Origin of the sequence: Gordonia alkanivorans, assembly GCF_004011905.1 — a bacterium.
Lineage (GTDB): Bacteria > Actinomycetota > Actinomycetes > Mycobacteriales > Mycobacteriaceae > Gordonia > Gordonia alkanivorans.
Genome location: NZ_CP027114.1, coordinates 969,434 through 981,544, shown reverse-complemented (window position 1 = coordinate 981,544; position 12,111 = coordinate 969,434). Strand labels below are relative to the sequence as shown.

General features: G+C 67.7%; 10 protein-coding genes and 1 tRNA gene. 2 read left to right on the top strand and 9 right to left on the bottom strand.

Annotated elements, in window-relative coordinates; all coding sequences use genetic code 11:
• Position 1: 1 nt before the first annotated feature.
• Together C5O27_RS04495 and crgA are read right to left on the bottom strand one after the other, a co-directional pair.
• Positions 2-508: a PH domain-containing protein gene (locus tag C5O27_RS04495; protein ID WP_035753877.1), complete on the bottom strand. Its 507-nt coding sequence runs from the start codon at positions 506-508 to the stop codon at positions 2-4.
• Positions 509-625: 117 nt separating this feature from the next.
• Positions 626-916, bottom strand: a complete 291-nt coding sequence (crgA, locus tag C5O27_RS04490) for a cell division protein CrgA (RefSeq protein ID WP_006361193.1) — start codon at positions 914-916, stop codon at positions 626-628.
• Between the two features lie 160 nt (positions 917-1,076).
• On the opposite strand from crgA, the gene C5O27_RS04485 reads away from it, so the two are divergent.
• The gene (locus C5O27_RS04485) at positions 1,077-1,736 is read left to right on the top strand and encodes an aminodeoxychorismate/anthranilate synthase component II (protein WP_006361194.1); all 660 of its coding nucleotides are present in this window, start codon (positions 1,077-1,079) and stop codon (positions 1,734-1,736) included.
• Positions 1,737-1,809: 73 nt separating this feature from the next.
• Here the strand turns inward: C5O27_RS04485 and pknB are convergent, their stop codons facing one another.
• The 7 genes from pknB to C5O27_RS04450 form a co-directional block, all read right to left on the bottom strand.
• On the bottom strand, positions 1,810-3,759 hold the full coding sequence (gene pknB, locus C5O27_RS04480) for a Stk1 family PASTA domain-containing Ser/Thr kinase (RefSeq protein WP_006361195.1): 1,950 nt from the start codon (positions 3,757-3,759) through the stop codon (positions 1,810-1,812).
• Positions 3,760-3,828: 69 nt separating this feature from the next.
• A complete protein-coding gene (locus tag C5O27_RS04475; protein WP_127962025.1) occupies positions 3,829-5,193 on the bottom strand; it encodes a protein kinase domain-containing protein in 1,365 nt (454 codons plus the stop codon).
• Positions 5,190-6,689: a peptidoglycan D,D-transpeptidase FtsI family protein gene (locus C5O27_RS04470; protein ID WP_127962024.1), complete on the bottom strand. Its 1,500-nt coding sequence runs from the start codon at positions 6,687-6,689 to the stop codon at positions 5,190-5,192. The genes C5O27_RS04475 and C5O27_RS04470 overlap by 4 nt, the downstream gene beginning before the upstream one ends.
• Positions 6,686-8,119: an FtsW/RodA/SpoVE family cell cycle protein gene (locus C5O27_RS04465; protein ID WP_005200432.1), complete on the bottom strand. Its 1,434-nt coding sequence runs from the start codon at positions 8,117-8,119 to the stop codon at positions 6,686-6,688. The genes C5O27_RS04470 and C5O27_RS04465 overlap by 4 nt, the downstream gene beginning before the upstream one ends.
• Positions 8,116-9,615 (bottom strand): PP2C family protein-serine/threonine phosphatase, encoded by a 1,500-nt coding sequence (locus C5O27_RS04460; protein ID WP_127962023.1) that lies wholly within the window; start codon positions 9,613-9,615, stop codon positions 8,116-8,118. The genes C5O27_RS04465 and C5O27_RS04460 overlap by 4 nt, the downstream gene beginning before the upstream one ends.
• The gene (locus C5O27_RS04455) at positions 9,612-10,076 is read right to left on the bottom strand and encodes an FHA domain-containing protein FhaB/FipA (RefSeq protein ID WP_127962022.1); all 465 of its coding nucleotides are present in this window, start codon (positions 10,074-10,076) and stop codon (positions 9,612-9,614) included. The genes C5O27_RS04460 and C5O27_RS04455 overlap by 4 nt, the downstream gene beginning before the upstream one ends.
• Before the next feature lie 252 nt (positions 10,077-10,328).
• Entirely contained in the window at positions 10,329-11,696 is a 1,368-nt protein-coding gene (locus C5O27_RS04450; protein WP_127962021.1) for a DUF3662 and FHA domain-containing protein, read from the bottom strand.
• A 276-nt stretch (positions 11,697-11,972) separates the two neighbouring features.
• Between C5O27_RS04450 and C5O27_RS04445 the strand changes: the two genes are divergently transcribed.
• A tRNA-Leu gene (locus C5O27_RS04445) sits at positions 11,973-12,058 on the top strand.
• Positions 12,059-12,111 lie beyond the last annotated feature (53 nt).

Genomic DNA, 12,111 nt, shown 5'->3' with positions numbered 1-12,111 from the left:
GTCAGCGGTCATCGTCGACGTGGAATCCCGCTGCGCGGAGTGCGTCGACCACCGACATGAGGTCGGTACCGAGATCCCAGCGGCTGAAGACGAGCAGCCGGGTGTCGGCGCGCGGTCCCGCGGATCCGTCATCCCGACGAAAGGTGTCGGCGTCGTCGTCCAGGACGTCGATCTCGAGCTGTCCCACCCGGCGCCCGACGCGGCGCATCGACAGCAGGCGGATGCGTTCGACGCGGTCGGGTGTGTAGCTGCGTCGTCCGGTCAGACCGCGCACGGTCAGCGTCGCCGGGCGTCCCGCGGAGAGTTCGAGCCGCGGCCGGACCAGAAGCGTGTAGACGCCCAGCGCGACCAGCAGCACGCCGGCGATCCCCATGAGCACTGATCCGGCGGGGTCGTTGGACACCACGACCGCGCCGCCGAGCAGAATCACGCCGCCGATGCAGCCCGCGATACCCGCACCGACCGGCGTCGACCATGCGTGCGTGGATGGGTCGGCAGAGTTATCCACAGGAGTTACTCACAGTGGGGACTACTTACACACATGTTATTTCCACAGTGTGGATAACTTACACACATGTGTTTTCGCAGCTCAGAGCGTGACACGCGAAAATGATCGTGAATCGGATCAGCGCCACCGCATGGTCATCAACAGGCCGGCCACCATGAGGGAGAACCCGATGAGGAAGTTCCAGGAGTTGAGCTCGGCCATCCAGTGGAGGACCTGACCCTCGGCGCCGTACGCGGTCGGGGTGGCGGCGAGGTAGTAGACGACGAGCCAGGCGAGCCCGAGGAGCATCAGGCCGAGCATCACGCTCACGTAGATGGTGCTGGAAGCTCCGGCCTTGACCTTGACCGGAGTCCTACTCGCGGCGTTGATCGTGTAGTCGGTCTTCTTCCGGACTTTTGACTTCGGCATGACATCCTCTGTTGTGCTGTACCGCAGCAGCGGTCGTACGCGTGCCCGGGAGTCCGAACGTCGTGTGGACGATCGGTCCGGGTTCGGAAACACTCGACTTCTACGGTATCTCACCAGGTCGCTGACCGAGGTACCCGCTTTCGGCGGTAGCCTTTTCTGCGTGAGTCGCATCCTGGTCATCGACAACTACGACAGCTTCGTCTACAACCTGGTCCAATACCTGGGTCAGCTCGGCGTCGAGGCCGTCGTGTGGCGCAACGACGACCCCCGGCTCACCCCGTTCGATGCCGAACATCTGCGTGAGGCGGTCTCGGGATTCGACGGGGTGCTGCTCAGCCCCGGACCCGGAACCCCGCAGCGCGCGGGCGCGACGATGCCGATGGTCGAGGTGGCCGCCGCCGAGGCACTCCCGCTGCTGGGTGTCTGCCTGGGTCATCAGGCGATCGGTGCCGCGTTCGGCGGAACCGTCGACCGCGCACCGGAACTCCTGCACGGCAAGACGTCGCTGGTCTTCCACGACGACAAGGGTGTGCTCGCGGGCCTGCCGGATCCGTTCACCGCGACCCGCTACCACTCGCTGACGGTGCTGCCCGAGACCATCCCGGACGAACTCGTCGTCACCGGACGCACCGAGTCGGGCATCGTCATGGCGATGGCCCACCGCGAGCTGCCGATCCACGGCGTCCAGTTCCACCCGGAGAGCGTCCTGACCCAGGGCGGGCACCGGATGCTCGCCAACTGGCTCAAGACGTGCGGCATCGAGATCGACGAGGCGCGCGTCGCGGCGCTCGAAGCGGAGATGGCCGGCGCGGTCGGCTGAGCGCCGATCCACTGGTGTCTGAGGTGCGAGGAGCGCGGCGCTTCGCTCGCACCCCGGGGAGCCGGCGGCCGCTCTAGTTCGGCAGCAGGCTGGCCTGGCCGATGATGATCGTGACCGCGCCGCTCTTGCGCGCCTTCGAGCCCGCCGGCGGTTCCTGTCCGACGACCCGTCCGTTGTCGGGACTGTTCAGCGGCACGTTCCGCGTCTGACGCGTCAGCGTCGACCGTTCCCAGCCGGCCTGTTCCAGGGATGCCTGGGCCTCGGCGGGTGTCTTACCGCGCAGGCTCGGGACGGTGAACAGGTTGCCCCGAGACACCGAGATCTGCACCGTGCTGCCCTGCTCGGCCGTCGAACCGGGACCGGGAGAGGTGGAGAGGACCTCGCCTGCGCGCTGGTCGGAGTCGACCGCCACCTCGTCGACCGTCATGCCGAGCTCTTCGAGGACCGCGCGGGCGCGGTCGGCCGGCATGCCGATGACGTCGCGGACCGTGATCTCCCTGGGGCCGTTGCCCACGTTGAGGACCACCGGTCCGTTGACGGGCACCTCGGTGCCGATCTTCGGCGCGGTCGACACGACCTTGTCCTTCATGTCGACGGTCGAATCCACACGTTCGGTCTTGACGTTGGTGAACCCGAGCACCTTGAGGGCATCCAGGGCTTCGGCCGGAGTCTTGCCGACCAGGTCGGACGGTATCCGGTGCCGTTGCGGACCGGTCGAGATGTACAGCGCGACCTCGGAGCCCTCGGCCGCCAGCACACCCTCGCCGGGCGTCGAGCGGGTTGCGAGACCCGGCCCGACGTCGAGGCTGGGTTCCTCGAGGACACGCACCTCGAAACCGGCTCGTTCGAGGGCCGACTGCGCATCCTCGGAACTCAGTCCGGCGACCGCGGGCACGCTGACGTCGGGATCGGAGCCCGAACTCCACGGAGACCACAGGAAGAGCGTTCCGACCAGCAGCACGACCGCGGCGATCGCGCCGGCCATCAGCCGGCGGGACCGCCGACGCGGCGGATCGTCGTCGGAGTCGGACCGGTAGTCGGCGTCGCGTCGGTGGCTCCCACCGGCACGGGCGGGGATGGCGCGCCGCGGTCCGGTCGTTTCCGACCGGACGGGGCGTCGGGGGCCGGTGTCGATGAACTCGGTGCGTTCCTCGTCGGTGAGCAGCATCGGTGCCGACGGCTTGCCGCCGGCGAGCACCCGGATCAGGTCGGCGCGCAGATCGGCGGCCGACTGGTACCGGTTGTCCTTGTTCTTGCTCATCGCCTTGAGCACGATCGAGTCGAGCTCGCGCGGGATGTCGGGACGCACATGCGACGGCCACGGCGGGTCCTCGTGCACGTGCTGGTGGGCGACCGCGACCGGCGAATCACCGGTGAACGGCGGCTCCCCGGTGAGCAGCTCGAACAGCACGCAGCCCATCGAGTAGATGTCGCTGCGCGGGTCGACCTTGATGCCGCGGGCCTGCTCGGGCGACAGGTACTGGGCGGTGCCCATGACGGCGGAGGTCTGCGTCATCGTCGACGTGGAGTCGCTCATCGCGCGCGCGATGCCGAAGTCCATCACCTTCACCGCGCCGGACTTGTCGATCATCACGTTCGCCGGCTTCATGTCTCGGTGCACGATGCCGTTGCGGTGCGAGAAGTCCATCGCGGCGGCGACATCGGCCATCCACGTCATCGCCTGCCGCGGCGCGATCGGACCGTTGGCGCGCAACACGTCTCGCAGGGTGTCGCCGTCGACGTACTCCATGACGATGAACGGCAGCGGACCGTCCTCGGTCTCGGCCTCGCCGGTGTCGAAGACCTGGACGATCGTCGGGTGGTTCAGCTTCGCCGCGTTCTGGGCCTCACGCCGGAAGCGCAGGTAGAACGACGGATCGCGCGCGAGGTCGGCGCGCAACACCTTGATCGCCACGTCCCGGTGCAACACCAGGTCGCGGGCATAGTGCACCTCGGACATGCCACCGAAACCCAGCGTTTCGCCGAGTTCGTAGCGGTCGGAGAGGTGGTGTGGTGTCGTCATCTGCCTCGGGTCAGCCTGGGATCTCGGCTCAGCGGGTCGTCGGGGGTGGTATCAGCATGGCGCGGTGACCTAACACAGGGGGAACGGCACGCCGGGGAAGCACGGGGTGCCGGTGGCGGCACCGGTGTCCGTCGTGTCGTCGGTGGTCGTCGGCGGACCGGGCGCGGTGGTCTCCGTCGTCTGCTCGCTGGTGGTCGTCGTCTCCTCGCTCGTGGTCGTGCGGGTCGGACGTCGCGTGGTCGTGGTCTCGTCGGGTTCCTGGGTCGGGACCACGGTGGTGGTCCGGGTGACCGCCGACGAGGTCGACGGTGCAGTCGGGGTGGCATCGCTCCCACCGCTGCTGACCAGGTAGAAACCGATCAGGCCGATCGCACCGACCAGCAGTGCGGCGGCCACGCCGGCGAGAACCTTCTGTCCGGTGGTCCAACTGTTGTCCGGCGGCGGCGCGACCGGGGTGCGGGACGTCGGACGAGGGGTCACGGGACGCGATGCGGTTCCCGGCGCCGTCGTGGCGCGGGTCGCGACGGTGTTGCCCAGCGCCGCCGCACCGGCAGCACCTGCTGCGGCGCCGGCGATCGCTCCCGGGCGCGGGGGCCGGTGACCGGCGCGGACAGCGGCCACCGCGTCGGCGAACTCGCCTCCGTTGGCGTACCGCTGACGCGGGTCCTTGGCCATCGTGATCTCGATGAGCTCGCGGACACCCGACGGCAGGTTGGACGGCAGCGGCGGCGGCGACTCGCGGATGTGCTTCATCGCGACGGTGATCGCGCCGTCGCCGAGGAACGGACGACGGCCGGTGAGGGCCTCGTAGCCGACGACACCGAGCGAGTACACATCCGACGCGGCGGTCGCCTCGTCACCGGTGGCCTGCTCGGGAGAGATGTACTGGGCGGTGCCCATCACCATGCCGGTCTTGGTGACCGGGGCCGAGTCGACGGCCTTGGCGATGCCGAAGTCGGTGATCTTCACCTGGCCGGTCGGCGTGATCAGGATGTTGCCCGGCTTCACGTCGCGGTGCACCAGACCCTGACTGTGCGCGGCCTGCAGCGCCCGGCCGGTCTGCTCGAGCATGTCGAGCGTGTTGGTCAGCGACAACCGGCCGAGCCGGGAGATCACCGAGTTCAGCGGCTCGCCGTCGACCAGTTCCATCACCAGGTAGGCGAGCGGGTCGCCGCCGTTGTAGTCCGGCGTCTCGCCGTAGTCGAAGACGTTGGCGATGCCCGGGTTGTTGAGCTTCGCCGTGGTCTGGGCCTCCGCGCGGAACCGGGCGATGAACTCCGGGTCGCTCGTGTACTCGGCCTTCAGGACCTTCACCGCGACACGACGGTTGAGCCGCGTGTCGAGGGCTTCCCACACCTGGCCCATACCGCCCGTAGCGATCAGACGGATGAGCCGGTAACGATCACCGATGGTGGTGCCGTTCTGCAGGGTCATCGACTGCCACCTCCCACCAGCGAATTGATCACTTCTCGTCCGATCGGCGCCGCCACGGTCCCACCGACCGAGTCCGCACCGAATTGTCCATTCTCCACCACCACGGCCACCGCGATCTGCGCGTTCGACGAAGGTCCGAACGCGATGTACCAGGAGTACGGGGTGTCGGTGCTGGAACCGCTCTCGGCGGTGCCGGTCTTCGACGCGATCGTCACCGGCCCGCCGGCACCCGAGGTGGAGCGCTCGGACTCGATCATCATCGAGGTCAGCTCAGCCGCCTGTTCGGGCGTGATGGGCTTGTTGGCGGTGGTCGGCGGTGTGGTCTGCAACGTGCGCAGATCAGCTGATTGAAGCTTATCGACCAGGTACGGCTGCATTCGCACCCCTCCGTTGGCGACGGTCGCCGCGATCATGGCGTTCTGCAGCGGCGTCAGCCGCACGTCCCGCTGTCCGATGGATGCCTGTGCGAGGACATCGAGCGACGGGATCGGGCCCACGGTCGAGTCGACGACCGGCATCGGGATGTCCGGGCCGGGCTGATCGAGACCGAACAGGCTCGCGGTCTCGGTGAACTTGGGGATCGCGTCCGACATCTTCTCGGTCACCAGCTCGGCGAACGCGGTGTTGCACGAGTACTTGAACGCCGTCTCCAGCGACACGGTCCCGCCCGAGGAACCGGGGCAGGTCTCGCCGCCGTAGTTCGGCAGCGACACGTTGGTGCCCGGCAGCGGGAAGCTCGGCGCCGCGGTGAGACGGATGCCCGGGGTGATGTTGTCCCGCAGGGCGGCCGCCGAGGTCACGACCTTGAAGGTGGATCCCGGTGGGTACAGCTGGCTGATCGCGCGGTTGAGCATCGGCTGCGCGGTGTCGCCGGGACGGTTCCACGCCTCCCAGCTGCCTTCGCGGACCTCTTGGTCGTGGCTGGCCAGCTTGTTCGGGTCGTAGCTCGGGGTCGAGACCATCGCCAGGATCTTGCCGGTGTTGGGCTGCAGCGCCACCACCGCGCCGCGGCACGGTCCGTCGCACGGCCCGTTGAGCATGGCGCGGTAGGCGGTCTGCTGCACCTTCGGGTTGATCGTGGTGACCACGTTGCCGCCCCGCGGGTCGCGGCCGGAGAACATGTCCATGAACCGCTGGCCGAACAATCGGTCGTCGGAGCCGTTGAGGATCGAGTTCTCGTAGTGCTCGATTTGGCTCGCAAGGTACTGGAACGAGTAGTAACCGGTGACCGGTGCGAATGCCTCGGCACCCTCCCGCGGGTACTGACGCAGGAACTTCAACCGGCTGTCGATGGGCACCGACAGCGCGATCACGGTGCCGTCGGCGGTCGTGATCAGGCCGCGCTGGCGCGAGTACTCGTCGAGCAGGACCCGGTTGTTGCGCGGGTCGGTCTTCAGGGCGTCGGCCTTGAACACTTGGACGTAGGTGGCGTTGGCCAGCAGCGCGACGATCATCACGATCACCGCGAGCGAGACGTTGCGGATCGGTTTGTTCACTTGCGCTTCACCACCTGGGTGGGCAGCGCGTCGACCGGCTTGGCCGTCGGACGCTTCTTGACCGGATCGGGTTCGCGGGCGGCGTTGGAGATCCGGATCAGTAGCGCGACGAGGATGTAGTTGGCCAGCAGTGACGAGCCGCCGTACGACAGGAACGGGGTCGTCAGACCGGTCAGCGGGATCAGCTTGGTGACGCCGCCGACGACGACGAAGATCTGCATGGCGATGGTGAACGCCAGGCCGGTCGCGAGGAGCTTGCCGAAGCTGTCGCGCACGGCGATGCCGGTGCGCAGGCCGCGGTGGATGAACACCATGTAGAGCAGCAGGATCGCGGCCAGGCCGGCGAGCCCCAGCTCCTCACCGATCGTCGAGATGATGAAGTCGGTGTTGGCGAACGGCACGATGTTGGGCCGCCCGGATCCGAGGCCGGTGCCGAACAGACCGCCCGTGGCCAGGCCGAACAGGCTCTGACCGATCTGGTAGCCCGAACCGTCGAAGTCTTCGAAGGGGTTGAGCCACACCGAGACGCGGGTTTGCAGGTGGGAGAAGATCGACCACGCGATCACGGCACCGATCGCGAAGAGGCCGATGCCGAGGACCAGCCATTCCACCCGCGAGGTGGCGACGTAGAGCATCGTCAGGATCGTCGCGAAGATCAGGAGCGACGTGCCGAGGTCCTTCTGCACGACCATCACCGCGATCGCGATCGCCCAGGCGGCGAGCAGCGGCCCGAGGTCTCGGGCGCGAGGCAGGTCGACGCCGAGGACGTGCGGGCCCGCGGTGATGAACAGATCACGCTTCGACACCAGGACCGCCGCGGCGAAGATGATGATCAGGATCTTGGAGAACTCGCTCGGCTGGATCGAGAAGAACGGCGTGATGATCCAGTTCTTGGAGCCGTTGATCTCCGAGAACGCGCTCGGCAGGATCGCCGGGATGATCAGGAAGATCAGTCCGCCGAGGCCGAGCGTGTAGGCGTACCGCGACAGCGTCCGGTGGTCCCGGATGAGGATCAGCACCGCCGAGAACGCGATGATGCCCAGACCGGCCCACAGCAGCTGCTGATCGGCGTTGTTCGTCGCCTGGGTGGGGTTGATCGACTCACCGGTGTTGCCCGACCCGAGGTCGAGGCGGTGGATCAGCACCAGACCCAGCCCGTTGAGCACGGCGACGACCGGCAGCAGGATTGGGTCGGCGTGCGGCGCATAGCGTCGGACGACGAGGTGGGCGATCCCGAACAGCGCCGTGTACGCGGCGACGTACTTGAAGATGTCCCACGTCAGGTTCTGGCCCTGGGCGGCCTGGACGATGAGCAGGGCGACCGTCACCAGGCCGATGGCGAACACCAGCAGGAGCAGCTCGGCGTTCCGGCCGGTGCTCGTCGCGGGCTCGCGAGGCGGGGCGTGCGGGGCGGGCGCGGCTTGAGTCATCTCACCTGCTGCCGGCAGCTGGTACCGGCGTCCTCTGGAGGTGCGGGCTTCTCGGCGGGTGCGGCGTCCGGGGCGGGCGGGGCCACCGACTCGGTGGCGCCTCGCTGCGGGATGCCGGACGGTGCAGCAGTGGCGCGCGGAGCGGGCGGCGCGCTCGACGCAGGGGGCGGGGGAGTCGCCGAGGACGGGGGCGGCGGGGGAGTCGCCGAGGGAGCGTTGTCGCAGCGGAAGGTGAGCTCCTTGGTCACCACGCCCTCGATCTCCTCGGCGCTGCGGTCACGGATCATCACATTCTTCACCGACTGGGCCGGTCCGGACACCAGATCGTCGACGTTGAGCGGGATCTCGCAGGTGTTGTCATACGGGATGAAGGTGTAGGTCGGCTTCTCCTGGTCGAGATCCTCGACGCACACGCGCGTGACGGGCTTGCTCATCGACACGAAGAGGACGTCGGCCGGCGAACCCTGGTGGATCACGACGTCGCCGTCGGAGTCGGCGGCCACGTAGTAGTTGCTCTGCACGATGGACCGCGTCACGAAGAATCCGGCGACCAGTGCCACGATGACCGCGAGGGCGACACCGACGGCCAGCCACCGGCGCCACGTGCTCTTGTGCTTCGGCGGTTCCTCCGCCTCGGTCAGCACGGTGGGGCGCTGCGGCTCGGCAGGCGGCGGACGCAGCGCGGCGGCGCGTCCGGCCGCGGTCGCCGGGTCGGGGGTGTAGGACTCCTCGTTGCCCCCGGCGGCACCGCCGACGATCGGGCGGGAGTCGCCGTACTCGGTGTCGACGACGTCGGCGAGGACGACGGTCACGTTGTCCGGGCCGCCGCCGCGCAGCGCGAGTTCGATGAGGCGGTCGGCGCACTCCTTCGGATCGGCGATGGATCCGAGGGTCTCGGCGAGGGTCTCCTCGCTCACGACGTCGGACAAGCCGTCGCTGCAGAGCATGTACCGGTCTCCGGCACGTGCCTCGCGCATCGTGAGTGTCGGTTCGACCTCGGAGCCGGTCAGGGCACGCATGATCAACGATCGTTGCGGATGCGTGTGCGCCTGTTCGGCGGTGATCCGGCCCTCGTCGACGAGAGTCTGAACGAAGGTGTCGTCGCGGGTGATCTGGGTGAGCGCGCCGTCGCGGAACATGTAGCCGCGTGAATCGCCGATGTGGCACAGTCCGATTCGGCTGCCGGCGAAGAGGATGGCGGTGAGCGTGGTGCCCATGCCGTCGAGGTCGGGGGCCTCGTGGACCTGTGCGGCGATGGCCTCGTTGCCCGCACGGGTCGCGCGGTCGAGCTGGCTGAGCAGATCGCCGCCGGGTTCGTCCTCGTCGAGTTCGGAGAGGGCGCGGATGACGAGCTGGCTGGCGACTTCGCCGGCAGCGTGTCCGCCCATGCCGTCGGCCAGCGCGAGCAGGCGCGGTCCGGCGTAGAACGAGTCCTCGTTGTTGGACCGGACGAGACCGCGGTCGCTGCGCGCGATGTACCGCAACACAAGTGTCACGGGCGCAACTCGATCACGGTCTTGCCGATGCGGATCGGCGTGTTCAGCGGGACCTTGACGGCGGTCGTCACCTTGGACCGATCGAGATAGGTGCCATTGGTGGAGCCGAGGTCTTCGACGTACCAGTCGTCACCGCGTCTGGAGAGGCGCGCGTGACGTTCCGAGGCGTAGTCGTCGGTGAGGACGAGGGTCGAGTCGTCGGCTCGGCCGAGCAGCACCGGTTGCTGGCCGAGACTGATCCGGGTGTTGGCCAGGGCACCATGCGTGACGACGAGGTAGCGCGCCGCGCCTCGGACCCCGCCATTGCGTCGGCGCTTCTCCGCGCCTCCCGAGTATCGCGGGATGCGCAGGCCGCCGGCCGAGGCGATGTCGGCCCGAAGGGTTCGGATCACGGCGAAGACGAACAACCACAGCAACAGCAGGAACCCGATACGGGTCAGTTGCAGCACCAAGCCCTGCATCTCTTGTGTTCACCTCCAGCGCCGTCACATCTCGGACCAGTCGTACTCGGCAAGCCGTACCGGGCGGGTGTCGATCTCGACTGCCGATCGCAACCGGCGGACCCCGTGTGCATCTTATGGGCAGTACAGCCGAACCCGTTCATTCACATATGACAGTTCAGTATCAACCGCCCTCGCGGAGTCGCCGGGATCACTCCGATCAGCGACTACCGCCGCCCGCGTTAGACGGGCGCGGAGAGGCGGTTGCCGAAACTACTGGAAGCGGACGGTGATGTCGGAGTGACCCACGCGGATGCGGTCGCCGTCGGCGAGTTCCCAGGTGTTGACCTGCAGGTCGTTGACGGTGGTGCCGTTGGTCGAGTTGAGGTCGGTGAGCATCGCGGTGGTGCCGTCCCAGCGGATCTCCACGTGGCGGCGCGACACACCGGTGTCGGGCAGACGGAACTGAGCGTCCTGGCCGCGGCCGATCACGTTGGAACCCTCGTGCAACTGGAAGGTGCGGTTGCTGCCGTCCTCGAGGAGAAGGGTGATCGACGACGGGGCGTAGCCGGCGGCGGGACGTCCTGCGCCGTAACCCTGGTCGTAGCCACCCTGGTAGTCATAGGCCGCCGGCGGCTGCTGGCCGTAGCCCTGCTGCCCGTAGCCCTGGTCGTAGCCGCCGGGCTGCTGGCTGTAGCCCTGCTGTTCGTAGCCGGGCTGGGCGTAACCCTGCTGGTAGTCGTAACCCTGCTGCCCGTAGCCCTGGTCGTAGCCGCCGGGCTGCTGGCTGTAGCCCTGCTGTTCGTAGCCGGGCTGGCCGTAGCCGGGCTGTTGTCCGTATCCCTGCTGCTCGTAACCAGCGGGCTGCTGGCTGTAACCCTGCTGGCCGTAGCCGGGCTGCTGCCCGTATCCCTGCTGCTCGTAACCGGCGGGCTGCTGTCCGTAGGCCTGCTGGTCGTATCCCTGCTCGTAGCCGGGCTGCTGGCCGTACTGGTCGTACGCCTGCTGTCCGTAGGCCTGCTGGCCGGCGCCCTGGCCGTAACCCTGCTGCTCGTAGGCCTGCTGGTCGTACTCGGGATCGGCGCCCCTGCGCTGGTCGTATCCGGGGTTCTGAGTCATCTTGGGGGCTCCTTGGTCGGGTGCGTCGGCGGGAAGAGCTTGTGCGGCCGGGCGAGGATTCGGGGCCGGGGGTCCGGCCGGTGGGCGGGGGGCCTTCGGTGGCGCGCCGTGTGGTTGTCCCGAACGCGACGGCACCGGGCGGGGCCGTGCGTCAGGGTTCACCGTGCCGCGCGCACGGAAGATCCCGGTGTGCAGGGATGGCGATTGCTCGAACTCTACGACGACCTTGCCGTAGGTCTGCCACCCGTTGTCCTTGATGAAGTGTTCCAAATGCTTCGAGAAAGTCTTGCGGTTCAGTTCGTATTCCGCAGCGATGTGGTCGTGATCGCTCGGACTCAACAGCAATGTGTAGCTGTTGGCCGCAAGGACGGTACCGTCGCCGAGATTCTCCAGCGACTCCTCGGCTTCGCGCTGCAGGCCGTTCTCGATCTCCTGCGGGGCCACCTGACCACCGAAAACTCGCGCAAAACCGTCGTCAACAGCGCCTTCGAGCTTGCGTTCAATTCGTTGCAGGATCCCCACCGAGACCTCCTTCCGCGGCATTCGAGCGTGTCGCCGTGCATATGGCCTTGTTTGATGATAGCGACAAGAACGGACAACTGTGCCACCGCGACAACTGGTGCATCGTGTGTAACACCTGCCTCATGGGTCTGGCCAGTCACTGGGGCCGCAGGTCACCAGCTCGTCGAATACCGGCGAACACCCGAGTTTTGTCGTAGCGGCGCGGTGCTGTTATCGTCGTCCAGTCGCCGGACGAACCCAGTCCGACGACACGCCCGCCGGAATTCCGGCGGCCACGGGCGAGTGGCGGAATGGCAGACGCGCTGGCTTCAGGTGCCAGTGTCCTTCGGGACGTGGGGGTTCAAGTCCCCCTTCGCCCACCACGAGCGAAAGCTCATTCGGTGACAGAGGCCAGGCTGCGAGAACGCAGTCTGGC